The 23,262-nt window shown below is 67.9% G+C and carries 28 protein-coding genes and 1 tRNA gene; 26 read left to right on the top strand and 3 right to left on the bottom strand.

All coding sequences use genetic code 11. The features are described 5' to 3' along the window. The first annotated feature begins 205 nt into the window (after positions 1-205). The gene (locus tag KA383_13145) at positions 206-415 is read left to right on the top strand and encodes a hypothetical protein (protein ID MBP7747066.1); all 210 of its coding nucleotides are present in this window, start codon (positions 206-208) and stop codon (positions 413-415) included. Then, positions 405-2,708 (top strand): phage terminase large subunit family protein, encoded by a 2,304-nt coding sequence (locus KA383_13140; GenBank protein MBP7747065.1) that lies wholly within the window; start codon positions 405-407, stop codon positions 2,706-2,708. Before KA383_13145 ends, KA383_13140 begins: the two co-directional genes overlap by 11 nt. A gap of 195 nt (positions 2,709-2,903) precedes the next feature. Here KA383_13140 and KA383_13135 read toward each other — a convergent pair whose 3' ends face one another. Further along, on the bottom strand, positions 2,904-3,521 hold the full coding sequence (locus KA383_13135) for a hypothetical protein (GenBank protein ID MBP7747064.1): 618 nt from the start codon (positions 3,519-3,521) through the stop codon (positions 2,904-2,906). 169 nt (positions 3,522-3,690) lie between these two features. On the opposite strand from KA383_13135, the gene KA383_13130 reads away from it, so the two are divergent. From KA383_13130 to KA383_13040, 19 genes are all read left to right on the top strand, one after another. Then, positions 3,691-3,903 carry a hypothetical protein gene (locus KA383_13130; GenBank protein MBP7747063.1) on the top strand — a complete coding sequence of 71 codons (213 nt, stop codon included), beginning with the start codon at positions 3,691-3,693 and terminating at the stop codon, positions 3,901-3,903. After that, a tRNA-Met gene (locus KA383_13125) sits at positions 3,904-3,974 on the top strand. A 53-nt stretch (positions 3,975-4,027) separates the two neighbouring features. Then, positions 4,028-4,399 carry a hypothetical protein gene (locus KA383_13120; GenBank protein MBP7747062.1) on the top strand — a complete coding sequence of 124 codons (372 nt, stop codon included), beginning with the start codon at positions 4,028-4,030 and terminating at the stop codon, positions 4,397-4,399. Positions 4,400-4,523: 124 nt separating this feature from the next. Then, complete coding sequence (locus KA383_13115) at positions 4,524-4,718, top strand: hypothetical protein (GenBank protein MBP7747061.1); 195 nt, start codon at positions 4,524-4,526, stop codon at positions 4,716-4,718. Beyond that, complete coding sequence (locus KA383_13110; protein MBP7747060.1) at positions 4,715-6,235, top strand: phage portal protein; 1,521 nt, start codon at positions 4,715-4,717, stop codon at positions 6,233-6,235. Before KA383_13115 ends, KA383_13110 begins: the two co-directional genes overlap by 4 nt. After that, positions 6,198-8,243 (top strand): hypothetical protein, encoded by a 2,046-nt coding sequence (locus tag KA383_13105; protein ID MBP7747059.1) that lies wholly within the window; start codon positions 6,198-6,200, stop codon positions 8,241-8,243. The genes KA383_13110 and KA383_13105 overlap by 38 nt, the downstream gene beginning before the upstream one ends. Continuing rightward, positions 8,240-8,773, top strand: a complete 534-nt coding sequence (locus tag KA383_13100; protein ID MBP7747058.1) for an HNH endonuclease — start codon at positions 8,240-8,242, stop codon at positions 8,771-8,773. The genes KA383_13105 and KA383_13100 overlap by 4 nt, the downstream gene beginning before the upstream one ends. A gap of 18 nt (positions 8,774-8,791) precedes the next feature. Continuing rightward, the gene (locus tag KA383_13095) at positions 8,792-9,160 is read left to right on the top strand and encodes a DUF2190 family protein (protein ID MBP7747057.1); all 369 of its coding nucleotides are present in this window, start codon (positions 8,792-8,794) and stop codon (positions 9,158-9,160) included. Positions 9,161-9,180: 20 nt separating this feature from the next. Continuing rightward, positions 9,181-9,564, top strand: a complete 384-nt coding sequence (locus tag KA383_13090; protein ID MBP7747056.1) for a hypothetical protein — start codon at positions 9,181-9,183, stop codon at positions 9,562-9,564. Then, positions 9,561-9,803, top strand: coding sequence for a hypothetical protein (locus tag KA383_13085; GenBank protein MBP7747055.1), 243 nt, complete (start codon positions 9,561-9,563; stop codon positions 9,801-9,803). Before KA383_13090 ends, KA383_13085 begins: the two co-directional genes overlap by 4 nt. Before the next feature lie 3 nt (positions 9,804-9,806). Beyond that, on the top strand, positions 9,807-10,241 hold the full coding sequence (locus tag KA383_13080) for a hypothetical protein (protein ID MBP7747054.1): 435 nt from the start codon (positions 9,807-9,809) through the stop codon (positions 10,239-10,241). 5 nt (positions 10,242-10,246) lie between these two features. Then, the gene (locus KA383_13075) at positions 10,247-10,951 is read left to right on the top strand and encodes a hypothetical protein (GenBank protein MBP7747053.1); all 705 of its coding nucleotides are present in this window, start codon (positions 10,247-10,249) and stop codon (positions 10,949-10,951) included. A 10-nt stretch (positions 10,952-10,961) separates the two neighbouring features. After that, positions 10,962-11,633 (top strand): hypothetical protein, encoded by a 672-nt coding sequence (locus tag KA383_13070; GenBank protein ID MBP7747052.1) that lies wholly within the window; start codon positions 10,962-10,964, stop codon positions 11,631-11,633. A 27-nt stretch (positions 11,634-11,660) separates the two neighbouring features. Then, positions 11,661-12,083, top strand: a complete 423-nt coding sequence (locus tag KA383_13065) for a hypothetical protein (GenBank protein ID MBP7747051.1) — start codon at positions 11,661-11,663, stop codon at positions 12,081-12,083. Then, positions 12,083-12,568, top strand: a complete 486-nt coding sequence (locus KA383_13060; GenBank protein ID MBP7747050.1) for a hypothetical protein — start codon at positions 12,083-12,085, stop codon at positions 12,566-12,568. Before KA383_13065 ends, KA383_13060 begins: the two co-directional genes overlap by 1 nt. Before the next feature lie 20 nt (positions 12,569-12,588). Beyond that, complete coding sequence (locus tag KA383_13055; GenBank protein MBP7747049.1) at positions 12,589-12,834, top strand: hypothetical protein; 246 nt, start codon at positions 12,589-12,591, stop codon at positions 12,832-12,834. After that, on the top strand, positions 12,816-13,430 hold the full coding sequence (locus KA383_13050) for a TRAM domain-containing protein (GenBank protein MBP7747048.1): 615 nt from the start codon (positions 12,816-12,818) through the stop codon (positions 13,428-13,430). The genes KA383_13055 and KA383_13050 overlap by 19 nt, the downstream gene beginning before the upstream one ends. 1 nt (position 13,431) lies before the next feature. After that, positions 13,432-13,848: a hypothetical protein gene (locus KA383_13045; protein MBP7747047.1), complete on the top strand. Its 417-nt coding sequence runs from the start codon at positions 13,432-13,434 to the stop codon at positions 13,846-13,848. Further along, positions 13,845-14,279, top strand: coding sequence for a hypothetical protein (locus tag KA383_13040; protein MBP7747046.1), 435 nt, complete (start codon positions 13,845-13,847; stop codon positions 14,277-14,279). The genes KA383_13045 and KA383_13040 overlap by 4 nt, the downstream gene beginning before the upstream one ends. 26 nt (positions 14,280-14,305) lie before the next feature. On the opposite strand, the gene KA383_13035 is transcribed toward KA383_13040, so the two are convergent. Then, the gene (locus KA383_13035; GenBank protein MBP7747045.1) at positions 14,306-14,614 is read right to left on the bottom strand and encodes a hypothetical protein; all 309 of its coding nucleotides are present in this window, start codon (positions 14,612-14,614) and stop codon (positions 14,306-14,308) included. 18 nt (positions 14,615-14,632) lie between these two features. Here KA383_13035 and KA383_13030 point away from each other — a divergent pair, with 18 nt between their 5' ends. Next, positions 14,633-16,621, top strand: a complete 1,989-nt coding sequence (locus tag KA383_13030) for a phage tail tape measure protein (protein ID MBP7747044.1) — start codon at positions 14,633-14,635, stop codon at positions 16,619-16,621. Positions 16,622-16,631: 10 nt separating this feature from the next. Then, positions 16,632-17,438, top strand: a complete 807-nt coding sequence (locus KA383_13025) for a hypothetical protein (protein ID MBP7747043.1) — start codon at positions 16,632-16,634, stop codon at positions 17,436-17,438. Positions 17,439-17,476: 38 nt separating this feature from the next. Here KA383_13025 and KA383_13020 read toward each other — a convergent pair whose 3' ends face one another. Continuing rightward, positions 17,477-18,208, bottom strand: a complete 732-nt coding sequence (locus KA383_13020; protein MBP7747042.1) for a tetratricopeptide repeat protein — start codon at positions 18,206-18,208, stop codon at positions 17,477-17,479. Positions 18,209-18,252: 44 nt separating this feature from the next. Between KA383_13020 and KA383_13015 the strand changes: the two genes are divergently transcribed. Genes KA383_13015 through KA383_13005 form a run of 3 tightly spaced genes read left to right on the top strand, consistent with a single transcriptional unit; the run spans position 18,253 to position 23,235 of the window. Beyond that, a complete protein-coding gene (locus KA383_13015; protein MBP7747041.1) occupies positions 18,253-19,083 on the top strand; it encodes a hypothetical protein in 831 nt (276 codons plus the stop codon). Beyond that, positions 19,083-20,291, top strand: a complete 1,209-nt coding sequence (locus KA383_13010) for a hypothetical protein (GenBank protein MBP7747040.1) — start codon at positions 19,083-19,085, stop codon at positions 20,289-20,291. Before KA383_13015 ends, KA383_13010 begins: the two co-directional genes overlap by 1 nt. Before the next feature lies 1 nt (position 20,292). Continuing rightward, on the top strand, positions 20,293-23,235 hold the full coding sequence (locus tag KA383_13005) for a hypothetical protein (protein ID MBP7747039.1): 2,943 nt from the start codon (positions 20,293-20,295) through the stop codon (positions 23,233-23,235). Positions 23,236-23,262 lie beyond the last annotated feature (27 nt).

Below are 23,262 nucleotides of genomic sequence, written 5' to 3'. Positions count from 1 at the left end.
TCGTTTTCGCGGGAAAGCAAGGCGATGTGGCGAGGAATTCGAGATATTCTTGCATGTCTTGGCGCCAGGTCCGAGTCGGCCGTCCGCCGGGCCCTGAGAGCGCTCTCGCCCGCACCGGGACAGCCTGGACCCGTTGCTCGTTACATACGCCGCCCCGGGGCCGCCCCGGGGCCGCGGGGGGCGTACCCGGGCGGGAGGCGGCGTGATGGCCGACGACGCCCCGAAGCTGAACCCCACGGCGCTGCCGCTGGCGGACGCGGCCCGGCTGCTGTCGGCCGTGGGCGGCCAGGTCGTGACGGTCGAGATGCTGCAGGCTGACGTCGCGGCCGGCGCGCCGACGAACGACGACGGCACGGTCAACGTCGCGCACTACGCCGCGTGGCTGGTGAAGGAGATGTCCGCCCGTGCCGATTGACCCGCGCAAACTGAAGCCGACCGAACTGGTTCGGCTCCTCAATAGCACGCCGCTCGGCGAGGTCATCTCCGAGCGGCAGCTGCATCGCCACCGCGCGCGGGCGGGTTTCCGCATCGGCGACGGGCGGACGGTCGATCTGCTGCGCTACGTCGCGTGGCTGGTCGGCGCGCGGCACCGGCCGAAGCCCGAGCCCGACGGCCTGACCGGGTACGACGCCCACAAGGAGCGGGCCGCCCAGCGCAACCGCGAGATGGCGCTGCTGGGTCGGGACATCGCCACGGGTGAGTGGGTCCACGCCCCGCGGGACGCGGAGCAGCGCGCGCAGGCCGAGCGCAACTTCCGCCACTTTTGCGAGGTGTATTTTCCGCAGACGTTCCACCTGCCCTGGTCGGACGACCACTTGAAGGTCATCGCCAAGATCGAGCAGGCGGTGCTGGAAGGCGGCCTGTTCGCGATGGCGATGCCGCGCGGCAGCGGCAAGACGTCCATTTGCGAAGTGGCGTGCCTGTGGGCGCTGGTGTACGGGCACCGGGAGTTCGTCGCCCTGATCGGCAGCGACGAAGAGCACGCGGCGAGCATGCTCGACAGCATCAAGGTCGAGCTGGAGACCAACGACCTGCTCGAGGACGACTTCAGCGAGGTCGTCGGGCCGGTCCGCGCGCTGGAGGGCATCCACCAGCGGACGGCCGGTCAGATCTACCGCGGCAAGCAGACCTACATCGGCTGGACGGCGCGGGAGATCGTGCTGCCGACGCTGCCACCGCTCGAGTGGTTGGGGAACCACTCGCCTAAGTCGAACGGCGCGATCATCAAGGTGGCGGGCATCACGGGGCGTATTCGCGGCATGAAGCACAAGCGCGCGGACGGCTCATCGGTGCGCCCGTCGCTGGTGCTCATCGACGATCCGCAGACGGACGAGTCAGCCCGCTCGCCGTCGCAGTGCATGACACGCGAACGCATCCTGTCGGGCGCGATCCTGGGGCTGGCCGGTCCCGGCCGGAAGATCGCGGGGCTGATGGCGCTGACCGTCGTGCGGCCGGACGACCTGGCCGATCGCATTCTCGATCGTGAGAAGCACCCGCAGTGGCAGGGTGAACGCACCAAGATGGTCTACACGTTCCCCGCCAACGAAGCGCTGTGGGCCCGCTACGCCGAATTGTGGCGCGCGGGCATGCGCGCGGACCGTGGTGCGGGCGAGGCGACCGAGTTCTACCGCGCCAATCGCGAGGCGATGGACGTGGGCGCCGTGATCGCCTGGCCCGAGCGCCACCATCCCGATGAGCTCTCTGCCATCCAGCATGCGATGAACCTGCGGCTGGACCGGGGCGACGCCGCCTTCTGGGCGGAGTATCAGAACGAGCCGCTGCCGGAAGAGCAGGTCGACGACGAGCTGCTCACGGTGGACGAGATCGTGGCCAAGCTTAACGGCCAGCGCCGCGGCGAGGTGCCACTCGCAGCGACGCACGTGACGATGTTCGTGGACGTGCAGGCGAAGGCGCTCTTCTGGCTGGTCGTCGCCTGGGAGGACGATTTCACAGGGTACGTGCTCGACTACGGCACGGAACCGGAGCAGAAGACCGAGTACTTCACCCTCCGCGATCTGCGCCGCACACTCGCGGCCGCTGCGCCACGGGCGGGGCTCGAGGGCGCGATCTACGCCGGGCTCGAGCGGCTCGTTGACCGGACCCTCGGTCGCGAATGGCCGCGCAGCGATGGCGCGCAGGTGCGTGTTGACCGGTGTTTCGTCGACGCGAACTGGGGGCAGTCGTCCGACGTCGTATACCAGTTCTGCCGGCAGTCCAAGTACGCCGGCATTCTCCTGCCCAGCCACGGCCGCTACGTCGGCGCGTCGTCGATCCCGTTCAGCGACTACAAACGCAAGCGCGGCGACCGCGTCGGCCTGAACTGGCGCATCCCGGTGATTACCGGCCGACGCACGGTTCGCCACGTGCTCTTCGACACGAACTACTGGAAGAGCTTCGTGCAGGCACGGCTGGCGGTGCCGATGGGTGACCCGGGTTGCCTATCGCTGTTCGGCCGCCGGGCCGAGGTGCATCGGCTGCTCGCTGAACACCTCACGGCCGAATACCGCGTGCGGACCGAGGGACGGGGCCGGACCGTGGACGAATGGAAGTTGCGCGTGGACGGCCTCGATAACCACTGGCTCGATTGCCTGGTCGGCTGCGCGGTGGCGGCGTCGATGGGCGGCGCGGCGCCGCCCGGGCTCGTGGGCGACGCGCCCAAGCCCCGGCCGACGATGCGGCTGTCCGAGATGCGGAGGGATCGCCGGTGACGCAACCCGCTGCATCCCAACCCGATCGCGAGCGCCGCGGCATCGAATGCCCGCGCTGTGGCTGCCGCCACTTCCGCGTGATCTACACGCGCGCCGCCTGGGGCGGGCGGATTGTGCGCCGGCGGGAATGTCGCCACTGCGGGCGACGAATCACCACGTATGAGAGCACCCCTGGATCGTAACCCGCAGACGGAATCAGCCCTCTGCAAGCCTGATGGACTTGAAGAAGTTCTCGAAGATTGGAGCGTATTTGTCGAGAAGCACTGTCGAAGCAGAGCACAGTACGAAGTAGCGCGCGTCGCCGTGAGCTTGAATGATCACCTCCCACTCTGTCAGTGCGGTTCCTCCTGCTTCACGGCAGGTGTATTCGATTCGCGCGAACTGGAAGCCACTCGGATGCGTCTTTACGACTCGGCCGAGTTCCTGAAAGCCTGCTTTGCGAACCCGCAGCTGTCCTGCGATGGAATCCACTGCGGCATCCAGCGAGCGTGCTTCGGGGTCCGAACGTGCTTCCACAGAGATGTTGGCTTGCCAGTTAGCTTCAACGGTCGGACTCAATATCAGCACGAAGCCTTGAACCTGCTCAACGCTCCAGCCGGTTGGCGTCACAAACTGCAAGCCAGCGTACTCGTACGGAGGTGGCTCTGACGCCGCCGCCATAGAAGTTGCTGTGGGCTTTCCTCCCGAGGCCGGTACCGGAGGCGGTGCCGAACGCGAGCACGCGAACGTCACAGGGAGGAGGGAGAGCGCAAGAGCGATGGCCAGCGTGCAATAGTGGCGCAGGTTTGCTGGCGAATACCGGGCGTGGACCATGCGTGACTCCTTCTTCCGAATTCTAACTTGCCAGAACGGCTGGCAAAATACCCGCAGGCTGGTCGAGTTCCCGGGCCACTTGACGTCGCGCAGGTCTATCCGTGGAACAATCTGCCTCCGTTCCGCCCCACGCACGTCAAATCTCCCATTCTCGTGTCGGTACAGGTGGATGAACGCAACGCTGCCACCAGTGTGCACGGCGGACCGGCTCAGCCTTGAGCTGCGCCTGATGCCGCATGCCTATCGTGAGGACGCGGTGCAGGAGGCGTGGCTGGCGTTCCTCTCCGGGCACGATCCGGCCCGTGCCGTGAACACGTACGCGCGGCGCGAGCGGCGACTCCGCCGCCGGATGGTCGGCGCGATCCGGCCCGAGCTGAACTGAAGCGGGATGGTGTAACGGCAACACGCCGGTCTCATGCGCCGGTGCTGCGGGTTCGAATCCCGCTCCCGCAATTCGAGCCCCGCGGATGTCGCGAGGCTGCAACAGGCCACGTAGGGAGAAGCCCATGTCATTCGGTCCGGTCACGATCGTCACTGTCGACACTCTGGACGTGCAGGCGCCGGGCGCTCCGGGCCTGACGGCCCAGCAGATTTCGAACCACCAGGGCGAGTTCACACTCACCCCGCCGACCACCGACGCCGATGGCTCGCCGCTGTCGGGCCTGACGTTCGGCCAGGCGGTGGTGATCCAGGCGGACGCGCCCACCGCCGAGCTGTTCCGCAACGACTTCGAGTCCGCGCTGCAGTTCAACGGCGCGCAGGTGTTCGAACTCGACCTGGCGGACGGCGCGCCGCAGGCGCGCGAGTTCGCCATCGCCGAGCCGGGCCGACTGTACTCGATCCTGGCCCGCGTCGCGGACCACCCCCGTGGGCAGTAGCCCCTCCAGCGTCATCACGCTCACCACGCGCCGCCGGCCGTGGTGGGCGTGGTGGCTGATCGCGTGGGCGCGCTGGCTGCACGGGCTGAGCGGCGCCCTGGTCGTGCGTGTGGAGCGGTAGGCGATGGCAGAAGAGCTCGCAGACGCGATCCGCGAGGCGGCCCAGCAGCCGGCCGAGGTGTCGGTCGACGGCCAGACGGTCAAGCAGCAGCCGCTGGGTGACCAGATCGAGGCCGATCGCTACCTGGCCAGCAAGGACGCCGCGAAGAAGGGCCTCGGCGTGCGGATGACGAAGGTAGTCCCCCCAGGAGCAGTGTGACAGTGTTCCAGTGGCTGCGACAGCTCGGAGGGCGGAAGGTCAAGGGGCCCACGTCGGCTCGCGGCCGGCTGCTCGTCGTCCGCGGCAAGTACGACGCCGCCCAGACCACGCCCGAGAACCGCCGCCACTGGGCGCAGGCCGATCACCTTTCCGCCGATGCCGCCATGGGCGCCGACGTGCGGCGCGTGCTGCGCAGCCGGGCCCGTTACGAGGTCGCCAACAACAGCTACGCCAAGGGCATTGTGCTGACGCTGGCGAACTACGTCGTCGGCACCGGTCCGCGGCTGCAGATGCTCACGGACGACTCGGAAGCCAACCGGCTCATCGAGCAGGAATTCACCCGCTGGGCCAGGGCGATCGGCCTTTCTCACAAGCTCCGCACGATGCGCATCGCGCAGTGCGAAAGCGGCGAGTGCTTCGGCCTGCTGACCAGCAACCCGAGGGTGGGGCGGGCGTCCCCGCCCGCCAGCCTGCCAGTCACACTTGACCTGCGACTGATTGAAGCCGACCAGGTCTCGACGCCGTTCGGTGTCCTGCCGCTGGAGGAGCGGGCCGTCGACGGCATCGTCTTCGATGGCTTCGGCAACCCAATCGCGTACTACGTCCTGCGGCGCCATCCCGGTGACCCGCGCGCGTGGCGCGCCGGCCCCGACGCCTACGACCTCATGCCGATCGAGTCGGTCGTGCACCTGTTCCGGGCCGAGCGCCCGGGCCAGAGCCGCGGCATCCCGGAGGTCACCAGCGCCCTATCGCTGTTCGCGACGCTGCGCCGCTACACGCTGGCCGTGCTCGGCGCGGCGGAGCAAGCCGCGTTGCCCAGCGGTGTCATCTACACCGATGCCCCGGCGGACGCCGAGTCGGCGGCGGTGGAGCCGATGGACACGGTCGAGATGGACCGCGGCACCTGGATGACGATGCCGTACGGCTGGAAGATCGGCCAAGTCAAAGCGGAACAACCGACGACGGTGTACGGCGACTTCAAGCACGAGGTGATCAATGAGATCGCCCGTTGCCTGAACATGCCGTTCAACATCGCGGCCGGCAATTCCTCGGGCTACAACTACGCCTCGGGGCGGCTCGATCATCAAGCCTTCTTCAAGGCGATCCGCGTCGACCAGAACTTCCTCGGCGACACGGTCCTCGACCGGCTACTCAAGGCGTGGCTGGACGAGGCCGTGCTCATCGACGGTTACCTGCCGCAGTGGCTGCGTCGACTGGGCGTCGACCTGGCCCACCAGTGGTTCTGGGACGGCTTCGAGCACGTCGATCCGCAGAAGGAAGCCGGCGCGCAGGCCACCCGCCTGCAGAGCAACACCACGACGCTGGCTGCTGAGTACGCGAAGGCCGGACTCGATTGGGAGTCCGAGCTACGGCAGCGCGCTCGCGAAGTGACGTTGATGCGCGAGCTGGGACTCACCACGGCCACCGCCGCACCAGCGACGCCACCCACCGAAGATGAACCTCAGGAGGAGGATGACGATGTCACGGAAGACGTCGACGCCCACGCCCGCGCGTGAGCCGCTGGACCAGGTGCCCGAGCGCATCGAACTGCGCTGCCAGCCGGGGCGAATCACGCTCGAAGCGCTGGCCGTGGAGGGCGACGTCGAGTCGGTGCCACGCTTCAGCATGGTCGCCTATACCGGCGAGCCGCTGCGTGTCGAAGGCTGGCGCTTCCCGGTCGTGGTGGATCTGGAGGGCCTGTCGATTCCATCGCAGCGCCGGCCGGTGCGCTTCGGCCACAGCATGTACGCCGGCGTCGGGCACACCGAGCGGATCGCCGTCGAGGCCGGCCGGCTGATCGCCGAGGGCATCGTCAGCCGCGACACCGCGGCGGCACGGGAGGTCGTCGCCAGTGGCAAGCGGGGCTTTCCCTGGCAGGCGTCGATCGGGGCCCAGGTCGCGCAGGCCGAGTTCATCCGCGCCGGTAAGAGCGCCACCGTCAACGGCCGCACGTTCGAAGGGCCGCTGTACGTCGCCCGCCGCGCGGTGCTGGGCGAGATCAGCTTTGTGGATCTGGGGGCCGATGGCAACACCACCGCGACGATCGCGGCGCAGCAGGAGCACGAACCCATGGACGAGACGCAGGACACGGAGGTCCGCGGGACCGAGGCGCAGGATGCGCCGCACGACGACGTCGCGCACGACGCGGCGGAGGGCGCCGGCACGGAGGCCGGCCCCGCCGCCAATCCCACACCGCCGGCGGTGAACCCGGTGGCAGAGATTCGCGCGCAGGCCCTGGCGGAAACGAAGCGCATCGCCGCTATTCGGACGGTGTGCAACGGCCGCTTCCCCGAGCTCGAGGCCCGCGCGATCGCCGAGGGCTGGTCGCGCGACAAGGCCGAGCTCGAGGTGCTGCGCGCCAGTCGCCCCAAGGCGCCGGCCGTGCACGTGACGGAACTGGTCGTCACCGACCGCGTGCTCGAGGCCGCGTGCCTGCAGGCCGCCAAGGTCGAGAAGCCCGAGCGCTACTTCGACGCGCCGACGCTGGAGGAAGCCCAGCGGCAGTTCGACGGCCGGCTCGGCTTGGCCGAGCTGATCATCGAAGCGGCGCGGGCCAACGGCTACGTCGGCCGCGAACGGCGCGTGACGCCCGAGATGCTGCGCTACGCCTTCGGTCGGGAGATCCGGGCCGCCGCGTCGACCATCGACATCGGCGGCATTCTCAGCAACGTGGCGAACAAGTTCCTGCTGGAGGGCTTCTTTTCGGTCGAGCGCACCTGGCGGAACCTCTGTGCCGTCCGCAACGTCAGCGACTTCAAGACCGTCACCAGCTACCGGCTGATCGGCAAGGACCAGTACGAGCAGGTGGCCCCGGGCGGCGAGCTGAAGCATGGGACGCTGGGCGAGCAGGCCTACACGAACAAAGCCGACACCTACGGTCTGCTCTTGTCGATCGATCGCCGGGACATCATCAACGACGACCTCGGCGCGATCACCACGGTGCCCCGCAAGCTGGGGCGCGGCAGCGGCCTGAAGATCAACGACATCTTCTGGTCGATCTTCATGAACAACGCGGCGTTCTTCGCAGCCGGCAACAACAACTACCTGACCGGCGCCGACACGGCGCTGTCGATCGAGGGGCTCAGCAAGGCCGAGGTCGCGTTCCTGAACCAGACCGATCCCGACGGCAAGCCGCTCGGCGCGATGCCGGCGCTGGTGCTCGTGCCCACGGCGCTGAGCGCCATGGCCACGGTGCTCTTCAAGTCGCTGGAGATCCGCGACACGACCGCCAGCACGCGCTACCCGGTGGCCAACCCGCACACCGGCAAGTTCCGCGTCGAGGTCAGCCGCTACCTCAGCAACGCGCAGTACACCGGCCACAGCGACAAGGCCTGGTACCTGCTCGCCGACCCGATGGACCTGCCGGTGATCGAGGTCGCGTTCCTCAACGTGCAGGAGGCCCCCACGATCGAGACGGCGGATGCCGACTTCAACGTGCTGGGCGTGCAGATGCGCGGGTTCCATGATTTCGGCATCAGTCTGCAGGAGCCGCGGGGCGGGATCAAGAGCAAGGGGGAAGTGTGAGCAACTTACCTGCGCCAAGACACGCATCTGCGCTCGATGGAGTCAGCGATGAACGGTGGCGGGACATCCCTGGATTCCCGGAGTACCAGGCCAGCGACCTAGGGCGGATTCGGAGTCGCAAGTCTGGGGCTTGGCGGCTCCTTTGCGCGACTCCCCATCCGAAGACTGGCTACCTGGTTGTGAGTCCACGCGTGGCGGGCCGGTATATCGCGAGAAGTGTACACCGTCTGGTTGCCAAGGCGTTTTTCGGGGAGGCCGGAGGACGTGACGTGAACCACGTCAACGGGAATAAGCATGACAATCGGCTGGTGAACTTGGAGTACCTCAGCCGCGGCGAGAATCACCGTCACGCCTACCGAACAGGGCTGCGCGAACCTGTCGGCAAGAAGCTGACCGATCAGCAAGTGCACCACATCGCGGCGCTCAGGGGCCTTGCTACCCAGGCGGAGATCGCCAGGCAGTTTGGCGTCTGTCGTGCGACCGTCAGTCGAATCCACAGAAGGGAGCGCTGCGCGCTCCTGTCGGCCTGAGATTCAGGAGAGAGGACAATGGCACAGGCAACATTCGTACATGACGGGGCGTCGATCGACTACACGCCTGGCAGCGACGTCGCGGTCGGTGAAGTGGTTGTGCTCGGCGACCTGGTGGGCATCGCGCCGCGCGCGATGCCTGCCAACACCCGCGGGTCACTGGCGCTCACCGGCGTCTTCGACCTGCCCAAGGCGCCGGGCACCGGCATCGCCGCCGGCGTCGCGCTGTACTGGGATGCGACCGCCAAGCTCGTGAAGACCGACAGCAACTCCGGTACGCACAAGCGGATCGGCAACGCGGTGGCGGCGGCCGGCACAACCGATGCGACCGTCCGCGTGCGGCTCAACACCGGCATCACGGACTACACGCCGCTGGTCGTGCCCTGATCGGGTGAGGTGACGATCCGATGACGGACCTGCTCGAACGCGGCGCCACCTGGCTGGACCAGCAGCGCGCACGCCACCTGACACGGACGGTCACGTACCTCCGTGGCGGCGACACCGTGGACCTGCCGGCCACCATCGGCCAGACCATGTTCGAGCAGGCCGACGAGTACGGCGTCATCCACCGCACGCAGTCGCGGGATTACCTGATCTCGGCGGCGGACCTGGTGCTTGGCGGTGCGCAGGAGCAGCCCAGGGCCGGCGACCGCATCCGGGAAACGAGCGGCGCGCAGGTCTTCCTGTATGAGGTGATGGCCCCCGGCGGTGAGCCACCTTGGCGGTACAGCGACCCGCACCGCAAGACGCTGCGGATTCACACGAAGTTCGTGGGCCTGGAGCGGACATGAGCGCGACACAGAACCAGACGTGTACCAGCGAGCCGAGTTGCCTCAAGGACGTGCGTGAGATCCGCGCAGTCGTCTTCGGCAACGGCCACCCCGAGAAGTCGCTGCTCGTGCGGATGGAGCGCGTCGAGTCCCGGCTGGCGGTGATCCAGAAGCTCTCCTTCGCCACGCTGTGCGGCGTCGGCACGCTGCTGCTGAAGTTCATCGGGACGTGGATCGAAAGCCTGATGCGAGGAGCGTGACCCATGGCCGACAGCACCATCATCGCCGTGGCCGACGCGCTCGTCGCGAAGCTCCAGGCCGGCACGTTCAGCCTGCCCTGCGAGATTGCCCGCGGCTACCGGCCGGTCGTGGAGCTGCCCGACCTGGCGGACACCAAGGTGACCGTCGTCCCGAAGAGCCTGTCGATCAGCGCGGCGACGCGGATGGACGGTTTCTACGACTGTGCCATCGACATCGGCGTGCAGCGCAAGGTGAACCCGGACGATCCGGCCGAGCTCGATGCGCTCATGCAGCTGGTCGAGGAACTCGGCGATCACCTGCGCGGGAAGCAGCTCGACGGCTTTGCGGCCGCCGTGTGGTTGTCGCTGCAAAACGAGCCGGTGTTCGCGCCCGAGCACCTGGAACAGCACCGTCAATTCACGAGCGTTCTGACCGTCACGTACCGGGTGCGGAGGTAGCACGAATGCCGCTGCAGTGGTTTGCGGGCTTCGAGGGGGGCGACCTGTCCGAGCTGATCGCGTCCAGCGGCGGCGTGGCGGTTTCGGCGGCGTCGCAGCGCAACGGTAGCTACGGCTGCCGCCTCACCGTGCCGACGGGCACACTGCTCGCGTACATCACCCTCGGCAACGGTTATGACGCCAATGGCAACCCGGCCGCCATCGCTCGCGCGGTGTACACCGTGGGCCTCGGGCTGCGGGTGTTGGCGTTGCCGCAGACCCTGAATCAGCGGGAGTACCTGCTGCTGATTGGCGCCAATACGACGCACCGCGCGTCGCTGCGGCTCGGTCAGGATGGTCTCATCCGCCTGCACGTCGGTCCCAGCGGCCTGCCCCCGGTCGCGACCATCGGCCCCGTCACGCTGAATCGCTGGTACTTCTGCGATCTGGCCGTGCTGCCCGATCGGTACACCTGGCGGCTGGATGGCCAGGTCGTGGCGCAGGGGTTGGCCGCGCCGGGTGGCGCGATGAACACGGCGTACCTGGGCAAACGCCTCAACCTGGCATCGCAGGGCTACACGATCGACGTAGACGACCTCTACACCTGCGACGACGCCACGTTGTTTGGCCCGACGGCCCGCGTCGCCCGGCTGAATGCGAACGGCAGCGGAACGGCCAGCGGCTGGTCTGCGCCGCAGCCGGAGGAGCGGTTGGCCAAGGTGGTGCCATAGAGGTGCGGCCGTGCAGTACTGGGAACACGTAGCAGAAATCCCGCCCGATGGTGATGGCACGTTCCTGGAGGGCGCGTCCCCCGGCGCCGCGTTCAATGTCGCGCTGGCCGCGCTCGACCTGGCACCGTGCGAGCGCATCGTGGGGGTGGCCGCGGCCTTGTGCTGGCGCAATACGTCCAGCGCCGCCGGGCGGGCGGTGCTGCACGTGGGCACGGCCGAACAGGCGACCGGCAACTTCTCGCCCAGCACGACCTACGACACCGTCTTCGTGTTCGCCCGGAACTCGCCGGCGACCGGCAAGCCGTGGACGTGGGCCGAGGTCAACGCCGCGCGAGTCGGCGGCGTCGTCTACACCGGCGCGGGCTTGCGGGCCACGCAAGCGCGGTTGCACGTTTTCCTGCACACCGCACCGGTCCAGATCACTCGTAAGGAGCTGCCCATGAACTTCCGGGCCTTGGAGCCCCTGATCGCCGACGACAGCGACCAGCCCGTCGAGGTGCCACGCGGCGCGATGCTTGTCGTGCATCCGCTGGCCGCAAACGTGGAGGTCCGCGACGTGGCCGAGGGGACCGCCAAGCTGACGATCCCGGCCGACGCGATGGTCATGCTCGGCCCGTCGTATGGCCAGACGGTGTACCTGAAGGCCATCGTAGGCACGGTCATTGAACTGGCGGTGACGTAGCGCGCGGCCGCCTTGGAGGGCTGAAACATGGCGAATTTCGTACTGGGGATGAACGCCAAGCTGTACCACGGCGCAGCCGGCAGTCCGGCGCCGACCGAGCTGACCAACGTCCGCAACGTCACGCTGAACCTCGAAGCCGGCGAAGCCGACGTCACGACGCGGGCGAACCTCGGCTGGCGCGCCACTGCGCCCACCCTGCGCGAGTGCTCGGTCGAGTTCGAGATGGTCTGGGACCCGGCCGACGCGGGTTTCACCGCGATCAAGAACGCATTCCTCACCGCGGGCCTCATCGCCCTGAAGGTGCTGGACCGCGCCAATGGCCAGGGGCCGGACGGGGACTTCTCGATCACGTCGTTCACCCGCAGCGAGGAGCTCGAGGAGGCGCTCACCGTCAGCGTGACGGCCAAACTCGCCGTGTTCCGCAGCTGGGTGGAAGGGAGCGGAAGCTGATGAAGACCTTTACCGACAATGCGGGCCGCACCTGGACGCTGGCCATCAACGTCGACGCCCTCAAGCGCGTGCGCGGCCTGCTCGACGTGGACCTGCTCGACATCCTGGACGGGAAGCTCATCGAGCAGCTGTACCGCGACCCGGTGCTGCTGTGCGACGTGGTGTATGCCGTCTGCAAGCCGGAGGCCGACGCGCGGAACGTCGCCGACGAGGACTTCGGACGCGCGATGGCGGGCGACGCGATCGAGCACGCGACGAAGGCGCTGCTGGAGGAACTGGTAAATTTCTGCCCGAGCCCGAGAGATCGGGCGAACCTCCAGCGCATCCTCGCAACGACGTGGAACGTGATGGACCGGGCCCGGGACGTGATCGAGGCCCGGCTGGCGGCCGTGGACACCGAGGCCCTCGTCGCCCAGGCGCTCGCGACGTCTGGCAGCTCGTCTGGCGCTGCGCCGGCATCGTCGGCGTCGAGCCCGGCCGGCTGACACTGCGTGAACTGCTCGCGATGGCCGAAGCGCGCGCCAAGGACGAGTGGGCGCGCAGCAGCGCGCTGATGGCCTTGCTCGCCAACTGCCATCGCGACCCGAAGAAGACCCGGGCGCTGCGGCCGAGCGACTTCGACCCGTTCGCCAAACGGCCGGCGCCCATCCCGATCGACATGGACAGTCTGAAAGCGGTGTTCCTCGAGGGGTTTTCCCCTCGCACCGCGGCTCTAGGGAAGGAGGAAAGCTCATGTGGTTCTGTTGCTTGAAGACGGTCGGCGGTGTCCTGCTCGCGATCCTGGCACTGTTCGGGCTGACCGGCTGTGCGACGCTCAATGCCCAGCCGCCGGTGGAGCACTTCGCCAACAAGCTGGCGGACGAGGCCATCATCCCGGCGGTGCGCGAGGGTCTGTCGCAGGGTGTGGAGCAGCTGGTCATCCAGGCCGGGGCGCAGGGCATCAACCCCACGTACGTCGTGAAGTTCTCGGGCAAGTGGGTCACCGGCGTGGAGGGCGCCGCATCCGTCGGCGTCGAAGGCATCGCCGGGCAGCTCCAGGTGACCAGCGCGAGCAGCGAGGAAACGGAGACGAGCCCGCACCAGAAGGAGCGGGCGGCGCCGCCGGACACCCAGCCCGCCGCGACCGAGCGTTCGGCCGTCGCTGGCACGGGCGCAGCGCCTCCGGGCCCGGTCCTGCTGACCATTACCGACGTGGATCGCGATGAGGACAAGGGGTTCGCACGCCTCCCGGACGGGACGCTGGTCGTGGTCCCGGGTGCGGCGGACCGGCTGGGCCAGACCATCGCCGCCGAGATCACCGCGCGCGCGGGCCGCCTGATCACCGCACGTCTCGTGGAAGGGCGCTGACATGTACATGCGCGTGCTGCTGCGCATGCTCGTCACACTCGCCGCGCCGCTGGTCGGCTGCGCCGCGAGCCAGTCGCAACCGCGGCTGGCCGTGGCGCCGCCGCCGGCGGCGTCGCAACCCGCCGGCGAGACCCCCGCGCTAAATGTGCAGCAGCTCAGTGGCCAGATCGTCGCGGGCGTGCAGGCGGAGCTCACGAGCCGGATCGAGACGGCGGTCGAGACGACGTTGCGGACTGAGGTGCAGGCGACGGGTGTCGGCGGCGACGTGGCCGGCTATCGCAGTGAATTCGGCGTCGGGGCCACGCTGGTCGTGGCGCTGACGTTGCTGCTCGCCCTGGCCCTCAGTCACCATCGCGAGGTGTTGCGGATCAAGCAGAACGGGCGCCACGCGATTCCATGCGGGAAGCACGCCTCATGATCACGATGCAGATGAAGGCGCTGTTCTTCGACAAGCCGGCCGTGTTGCGTGCGGTCGACAAAGCCAAACGCGCCGTGCTGTCGCGAGCCGGCGCGTTTGTCCGCACGACCGCCAAGCACAGCATCCGCACGAAGAAGGGCTCGGCGCCGCCGGGCCAGCCGCCGCATTCGCATGAGGGCTCACTGCGGCGGTTGATCTACTTCGGCTATGACTCCGCGACGGATTCCGTTGTGGTTGGGCCGGTCGGCTTCAAGCGCACCGGTGCGCCGCACCTGCTGGAGTTCGGCGGCAAGACCGAAATCCAGCGCCGCCGGCTCGGCAAGGTGGTACGCACCCGTGTGACGATTGCTCAGCGCGCGTTCATGGGACCGGCACTGGAGAAGGAGCGTCCCGAGCTGCCGAAGCGCTGGGCAGGCAGCGTGCGCGGATGATTTCCCAGCGCTCTAGCGCGACAGGGTCAGCGCTGTTTCCGATCACGAGCCTTGATCAGTGCATTTGCCACAACGAGGAGGTCGTTGAGTGCGGTCATGAGTCGCTCGTTGGCGAGCGCAACTTCTTCAGGCGCAACCCGGTCGCCGTTGATAGGACTGATCACCAGATCGTTGAGGGATCCCATGCCACCAAACCAGGATTTGGCTGCAAGTGCACGATCGTAGTCACTCGCGGGCGACGCTAGCAGTGCGTCAATGATGTCGCGCCATCCGTGCACACCGTAGCCATCGAGCAGGTCACGGCAGGTGCGTAGTGTCGCTGCGAGGTGGTTCATTAACCGGGAGTATACCTGTTGGCCAGCAGCAAGGGCATCCGCGCGGGCAAGGCGTTCGTCGAGCTCGGCGTGGACGATCGTGTCGCCAAGGGGCTGCAGAAGGCCGAGCAGCGGCTGAAGGCCTTCGGCGAGGGTGTGCGCTCCGTGGGCCTGAAGCTCGGGGCGCTGGGCTCAGCCGCGCTGACGTTCCTGGGCGGCACGGTGAAGGCCTTCGTCGACACCGGCGATGCGCTGGACGAGATGTCGGCCCGCACCGGCGTGAGTGTCGAGACGCTTTCGGAACTCGGCTGGGCCGCCGATCTGGCCGGCGCCGACCTGGAGACCCTGGAAACCGGCCTGCGCAAGATGCAGAAGGTGGTCACCGAGGCGGCGACGGGTTCTGCCTCTGCGACCGAGGCCCTCGCGCGGCTGGGACTGAGCGTCACCGACCTGGTCAATCTCAACCCCGAGCAGCAGTTCAAGCTCATCGCCGACCGGCTGTCGAAGGTGCAGGACCCAACATTGCGCGCCGCCCTGGCGATGGAAGTGTTCGGCAAGAGCGGCACGCGCTTGCTGCCGCTGCTCGCGGATGGCGCGCAGGGACTGGAGGAGTACCAGCGCAAAGCCCGCGAGCTCGGGCTCACCGTTTCCTCCGAAACCGCCAAGGACGCCGCCGCCCTGGCGGATACGCTTGACACGCTCTGGCGGGTGCTGAAGCAATCGGCTTTCACGATCGGCGCTGCACTGGCGCCGACCATCAAAGATCTGGGCGACGCGGTCACGCGCGCCGTCGTGCGCGTCACGGAATGGCTCAAGCAGAACAAAGCCCTGATCGTCACCGCGCTGCAGGTGGCCGCCGCCGTGACCGCTGTTGGTGTCGGCCTGATCGTGGCGGGGACGCTGATCTCGGGCGTCGGCGCCGTGTTCGGCTGGCTGGCCACGGTCGTGACAGGAATTGGCGCCGCATTCGGTGCGATCGGCGCCGCCCTGGCGGCGATCGTCTCGCCGATCGGGCTGGTGATTACTGCGGCCGTGGCGCTGGGCACCACGTTATTGGTCGTCACAGGCGCCGGGAGCGAGGCGCTGACCTGGCTCGGCGAGCAGTTCGGCCGGCTGCGCGACACTGTATATAAGGTAATGGGCGGGATCGCGGACGCCCTGGCCGCCGGCGACATCAACCTGGCCGCGCAGATCCTCTGGCTCAGCCTAAAGTTAGCGTGGCAGCAGGGTGTGGCGGCGCTCAACCGGGCGTGGCTCGAGGCCAAGCGCTTCTTCCTGAGCATCGCCTACGGCATGTGGTATGGGGCCCTCGCCGCAGCCGAGATCGGGTTCCACGCGCTGGAGGTCGCCTGGATCGAGACCACGTCGTTCCTGTCGCAGACCTGGACCAGCTTCACGGCGGGGTTCCAGAAGGCCTGGAACACGGCGATCAACTGGACCACCAAGCGCTTGCTCGAGCTGTGGGGCCTGTTCGACGAGACGCTCGACGTCGAGGCGGCCAAGAAGATGGCCGACGAGGACCTCTCGTCGGTCAACGCGGAGATCGACCGGCAGCATGACGCGGCGCTGCAGGCCCGCGAAGCACAGCGCCAGGCCGAGCGCGAGCGCGCCAAGAGCACCCACGAGGGCGCGCTGGAGGAGATTGGCCGGCAGGACCAGGACGCGCAGCGACAGCTCGACCAGGAAACCGATGCCCGCGTCAAGGCAACCCAGCAGCAACTGGACGAGGCCCGCAAGGCGCTGGACGACGCCGTGGCGGAAGCGCGGCGCAAGCGCGAGGCGGCCGACGCGGAAGGTGGCCGTCCCAGGCGGCCGTCCCGCGATCCCTTGGCCGGCCTGGACGATCAGCTCGCCGGGCTCGGCACCCTGCTGGCGCAGAAGATCAGCGTGATCGGCACGTTCAACCCGCTCGGCGCGACGGGGCTGGGCGGCGGCAGCGCCGCCGAACGGACCGCCCGCGCCACCGAGGAGACCGCCAAGCACACGAAGCGGCTGGCCGAGAGTGCTGGACGATTGACGTTCGCGTAGGAGATCCGCGTTGCCTGTCGAGGTCGTCGAGAAGTTCGAGAGCCGGCTGGTCACGACCGGCACGAGCCCTTCGGTGGAGCTGCGGTACACCATCCGTGGCACGAACGACGACGTCGAGGCGCGCAACGCGCTGGTGGCGGGCAGTCCATCGACGTACGACCCGTGGGGCGGCGGCTGGTTCTTCCTGCCGCGAGATACGGTCAGCGTTCAGCCGATCGGTGAGGAGCTTTGGGAGGGAATCGTCCGGTACGGCCCGTTCACGCCGACGAACGAGTCGACCTTCGCCTTCGATACCGGCGGCGGCACGCAGCACATCACACAGAGCAAGCAGACGATCGCGCGGTACCCGGCAGGCAGCGCGCCGGACTTCAAGGGCGCGATCGGCGTCACAGCGGACAGTGTCGAAGGCGTCGACATCGCCGTGCCGGTGTACCAGTTCGCCGAAACGCACTACCTGCCGGACTCGGTCGTCACGCCGGCATACCGGATGACGCTATTCCAGCTCACGGGACGGGTCAACGTCGGTGCATTCAAGGGCTTTGCCGCCGGCGAGGTGTTGTTCCTGGGCGCCTGCGGTGCCCGGCGTGGCTACGGCGACTGGGAGATCACGTTCCGTTTCGCCGCGAGTCCCAACGTCACGAACCTCACGATCGGCGACATCACCGGCATCAACAAGAAGGGCTGGGAGTACCTGTGGGTGCGATATGCCGACAGCGAGGACACGGTGGCCAAGGCGCTGGTGAAGAAGCCGCTCGCGGTCTACATCGAGCGGGTCTACGACGACGGCAACTTGAGCCTGCTGGGGATCGGCACGTGATTCGAGCAGATGAAGATCATCGTCGGGTGGCCGCGCGGTCAAGCTTCGGGGCACTTCAGCTGCTTCAAGAGCTCGGCCAGATACGACTGACCATCCTCATCGAGCGATCGAGCGAAATCGCGTATCCACGCGCACGCATCAGCGGCTTCGCCTGTCGAGCGGAAGATATCGACCGCAAGAGACATCGTGTGGGAGAGGAACGGCACGCCGCGGATATGCAGAAACGTGTCATCCGTGATCTTCAGTTGCTCGTACACGGGTCGGAGCTTCTGGACCATCGGCAGCGCCGCATCTGGATGACCGCCGTCGCGGAGTGCGCAGCCGTGATAGTACCAGATGTACGGAAGCGGAGGAACTCCCTCCGTATCGCCGCCCTCGTATTGGTGTATCACGCCATCGAAGGCCTCTTGGGCACGGCCGACGTTGCCAGCGGTGCCTGCACAGGTCATCACGTTGAACAAGTCCGCCGCCTTTCCCGTGTGCGCGGCGACCTGTTCGAACATGGGAAGCGCAGCTTGGTGCTGACCCTGCCGAAATGCGACGAGGGCGACGATCTTTCGTGCCTCCATTGCCATCTTGGTGTCTGGCGCGTGCACGTGCCTTTCTGCGATCTCTCGCGCTTCGTCCAAGTAATCAGTCTGGAACTTCAGCCAAGCGTCGCGCAGGACCGGGAAATCCGAGAGTCGCTTACCATCATCCTTGATGCGACGCGGCGGCGTGCTTCGCTTGGTCGGATCGTCGCGTTTGCGGAAGAAATCGAAGATTGCCACTGCAGGCCCTCCAATGCTCAGCATCGTACGGGGAGGGCGTCGGCATGTTAAGCAAGGTGCGGTCAGGCGATCCGCTGGTCATCCCGGCGGCGACGTTCAACGCCTTCGTCGACGCCGCCCGCGACTTCAACGAGCGCCAGCGCAGCGCGACGAAGGACGGTCTGCCCGACTGGCGGCAGACCGGCATCGTGCTGGTTCGCAACGACAGCGGCGCCGACCGCGAGCGTTTTGACGTGCTCGGTGTGTCGGGGCCGGTGCTCACGCCGACCGACAACGCCGATGCGTTCAAGGAGCGGGTCGCGTTGAAAGGTGTGACGCCGACGGCGGCGCACGCCGGGCATTTCGTTGTACTGCTCGAACCCGTGAAAGCGGGCACGTTCGGCCGTGGCTGCGTGGATGGCGCCTGCGTGGCCCGCGTGAAGATGAACGACGAGGGCCATGTCTTCGCCGAAGCGAAGGACGGCCAGGCCGACAAACTGGAGAGCGGCGCGGCCGGCTCGGCGTGTCTGCTGTGGGTCCAACCGCCCAGCGATCGTGACCCAGACCCCACGGTCGCCTGGGCCGTGGTGAAGATCGGCCTGCCCACCAGCGCGGCGTCGATGGCAGCATCGTTTGCGCTGATCACGTCCAAGTCGGGCAGCGCGCCGCCGTATCGCTACGCCGCCACACAGGCCACGATGGACGAAGATGGGGACTGGACGCAGGTTGGCGGCGGTGCGGCGTACAACAACGTCTTCAACCTGGAGGAACAAGGCGCCGGCGGGCAGTGGGTCAATCCGCTGGTGGTCGGCGATGTGGTCCTGATCTTCGCGGCACCCGACCCGGGCGTGGACGCCTTCATCTGCACGCGGTCACACTACCGAGGGACCTACTGATGGGCGTGTTCCGCGTGCAGGTCGTCGAGCGCGCGCGCCGGCGGAGGCTGGCCGAGTTCGTCGTGCCGAACGTGCTGGCCTACGAGGGGATGCGGTACGTGTACCGCCAGATGTTCCCGGCCTACGAAGCCGCGCTGACCTTCCAGATCGGCGTTTCCGATCCGCTCGCGCACGCGCGCGGTCAGCGTCCGAATCCCGACAGCGGCGGCGTGGGGTTCGGGCCCGAGATGACCTTCGCCGCCTGCACCGGCCCGGGCGCGAACGAGGGTGGCGGCTACACGGCCGCCATGCGCGCGTCGTTCGGGTATGAGCGCAAGACCGTGGCCTTCACCGCCGCGCTGGAGGCGGACGGCGGGGCGCTCGCGACCCCGGTCGTCGAGTTCCCGAACGAGCACGAGTGGGTGCCGCAGGACGGCGATGACTGGGACTTGCCGTGGACGGATGAGAAGGACCAGCCACCCCCGGAATGGATCGGCCGCCGGTCGTGGGAGCCGGTGGTCGGCTTCCCGTGGCAACGGCCGCGCAAGCGCAGCGCAACAGATGTTAACCCGAGCGACCCGAACGAAGTGGTCGGCTCGTACATGTACGAATGGGACACGAGCGGCGACCTCGATTGGCTCCACGACCTGCGGAAGATGGGCGGGTTCCCGATCACGATGGCGTTCCTTGCGGACAGCGCGCGGAGCAAGCTCGTGGCGGCGGCCTTGTTCCGCGGACCCGTGCTGCTGCGCCCGGGGCTGGCGCTGCACGTCGCCTACCAGGCCCGCATTTTCGGCCGGATCACCCGGGATTTCGCGCTGCGCTTCGCGAAGGTTGCGTTCCAGCAGACCGGGGCACGGTACGATTCGATCCACGCCCGGCCGCTGCTGGCGACAGCGCCGGCGTTCACCCGCCGTCAGACCTACGCTGAACTGGAGCCGCACTTTCACACGGCTTTGCCGGCGCTCGAGTTGCCGGCCTGGACCTACGTGCCCTATTCGGTCGGGCCACCGGAGGTACTGCCGCGCATGGAATCGACGACCGTGCCGGAATGGCTCAATGACAGCGGGGCGCCGGTCGGGCCGATCGGCAGCCTCGCGGTCTACGGCATGGTTGGCGGCACGCCCGAGCTGATGTGGGTGACGACGATCGAGACGCCGGCGACGGTGCCCGTGGGCGATACGCTGCGCGTGCCCAACAAAATCCGCTTCCGGCTGGAGGGTGTGTAACGTGGCCTACGTGGATGTGACCAGCGAGAAAGCCGCCACGTTCGGGACGCACTCCCACGGCGAGGAAACGCTCGCGACGCGCGGCGGCAAAGTGCCGGCGCAGCTCTGCTGGTCCGACCTGCACCCGCCCGGTGTGAAGGTGCTGCCCAAGGGCTCTGCGCCGGCTGGCGCCGGTGAGATCAACTGGGAAGACACGCTCGGCGGCAAGTTCGCGCTCGCGCTCGAGAAGCTCGAGGGGCTGCTGTACGCGGTCTGGGGCTCGCGGCCAGCGGCGTACAACATCGCCGGCACCTGGCGCAAGTGCCAGTGGTACGACCGCGTGCATCCCCGCTGCCTCTGGGGGCCGGAGATGTGGGAGCGGCGGATCATCACCGGCCAGACCGGCTGCAACGCGTCGGGCAATTGCCACGACTACGCGTCCGGCGGGAAGGAATACGCGGCGCTCGGCGAGCACCCGCCGTGTTGCCCGATGCCCGCGCCGAGCGTGCCGATCCGGTCGCGTAGTGGCGACCCGGCCGCGCAGTACGAGCTCGGCCCGCACGACCGCACCTACTTCCCGCTCGGTAGCGTGGCGCGGGACTTCTCGACGGGGAATTTCGACCCCGAGGGTTACGGCTGGTTCGGCGCCACGCAGCCCGGACGCGACGATGCCGCCGCGCATCCCTGGCTGGCAACCGCGAACGGCTATACCTGGAAGGACGGCGCGGCGGTCACGTTCTCATGGACGAAGCCGGAGAGCGTGCCAGAACCAGCGGCCGTGACGCTGTTCTACCAGCTCAAGGCGCCGGGCGGATCGTGGGGCACATGGCATCAGGTCTCGATGTCCGAATCGAGCGGCACGTACTCGGCGACACTCGCGGCGCGGCAGCATGGGACCGAGTGCCGCTGGTACGTGAAGTACTCCTACGACGACCCGGAGCCGGAGAACCCGGACGTGACCAAGTACGATCCGGGCGGCGACACCGCGCCGGATGACGACGAGGCGTACACCCTCCAGTGGTTCACCCACTACAACGAGCCCTACGAGCATGGCCTGCCGGAGATGCTCGCGGACTACGGCGGCGTCGATATCCGGCACGGAACGGACCATTACGAGTTTGACGGCCGCGAAACGGTCCAGCCTGAGTTGCTGAACATGGTCCGCTGGGTACTGTCCTGGCTCGGCGGGGATTGCTGCACCGGCGAGTACGAGACCTGCGCCGAGACGGACTATCGCTCCGACGCGTTCCACCACAATCCGCGTTTCCGCGGGGGGGACGACGGCGTGTGCTGCGTGCCGATGCCGATCCACTTCCGGTGGTCCGGCAGCAACGTCCACCCGCACTACCGCACCGGCGGCAAGGGCCTCGTCGGCGGCAGCACGCCGGACCCGCGCCCGCTGCACAACCACCCGACCCACGTCCCGGGGACCGGTGAAACGTGGGGCCTCGAAGCGGCCCGCAAGACGTGGCGCGGAATCAACATGCTCTACGCCGGCGAGGGCACGACCTTCGATAACCCGTTCTACGGCGGCGGGTACTCCTGGGGCACCGCGCCGGGCACGTTCGTGCTGCTGTACGAGCCGGACTACGCGAGCGAGTTTGGCGACGAGGCGCGTGTGTGGTCCACGTACCCGCACTGGGGACTGCGGGTCGGCGACGTCATCGAGGCGGTCCACATCCAGGAGCTCATCGATGCGGTGGATTACCTGATCGACGACGGCGTGTGGACCAGCACGCCGATCTGCACGCGGAAGCGGACACCGGGCTCATACATGGACACGGAGTGCGGCTACCACCTCAGCGTAATCGTACAGGACAACGCGCACGAAGAATGGATGGTGAACTGCGAGAAGTGCTGCGCTAACGCGGACCTCTGCACCGGCTGGTGGCCGCAGCAGCAGCTCAACGGCTGGTATCACTACTGGGGCGATGACCCCGAGTACTACGAGGACTGGGACGATTTCGCGCTCGGGACCTGCGAGTCCTGGCCCACGCCGACCTGGGCGGAATGCTGGAGCGACTGCCGGAGCGACAAATGCGGCCTGGTCGCGACGAAAACGGGCCAGTGCTGGTACCTGGACGAGGACCGCACCGGCGCGAGCTATGGTCTCGACGTGTCGTGCGATAACGGCCAGGTCGGCTGCGGCATCCACGGAACGTGCGTCGGCTGCTATCGGCCCGATGGCACCGGCGGCTGGGATTGGTACGCGGGACGCCGCAAATGCGTCCGCCAGGTCGAGGGCATGAGCTACTTCGTCTGCACGCCGCCGGCCTGTTCCGGCGGTTGGGACGAGCACCACGGCGGCGCGCACCTGAAGTGGCGCGTGGACCACTCGTGGCCGGCGAATCTGAAGGCCACCGGGCCGGCCGGCGGGTCCGCGTCCGGCAACTGCTTCGGCGATATGTTCGCCTGCGGGACGGTGTATCCGCTGGCGGAGGACAGCGGGGCGTGGTTCGCCGAGGTGGCCGGCATCTACTGGCGCGGGATGGTGGCGGACATCTGGTGGGCAGGTTGCTCCGGGGCGCCGAGCTGCGACGGCAGCACGGAGTGCGCGGACGAAGCCGCGGCACTGGCGTTGCCGCCCCCGATCCCAGGCTACGGGTTGTACGCCGAAGACGGCGACCCGCTTTGCAGCCAATACGAACGGGCCAGCTCGGGCGGGGGCACGGCCTGCTGGATGAGCAGTCCGGGCTATCCGTATTCCACCGGGCACCATTGCGCATGCAGCCTGGGGGATTTCCCGATCTGCCGCGGCACGTCGATTTGGGTGGCGGTCGATCTGAACCTGGACGGCACCGGGCGGCCATATCGCCGGTTCCCCGGCCGCAACGGCGGCCTGGAGGCGTACACCGGCCGCGGCGTGCCGCGCCTGCGGAACTACGACCTGACCAAAGACCCGGATACGTGGATGCACGCGTGCCCGTGCGAAACGAAGACGAACGAGAACGAGTGCGTACTGTGACCCACCCGGGCGTCACACCAAGGAGCC

The organism is Phycisphaerae bacterium (assembly GCA_017999985.1).
Taxonomy (GTDB): Bacteria; Planctomycetota; Phycisphaerae; order UBA1845; family Fen-1342; genus JAGNKU01.
This window is presented reverse-complemented; position numbering and strand designations above follow the sequence as displayed.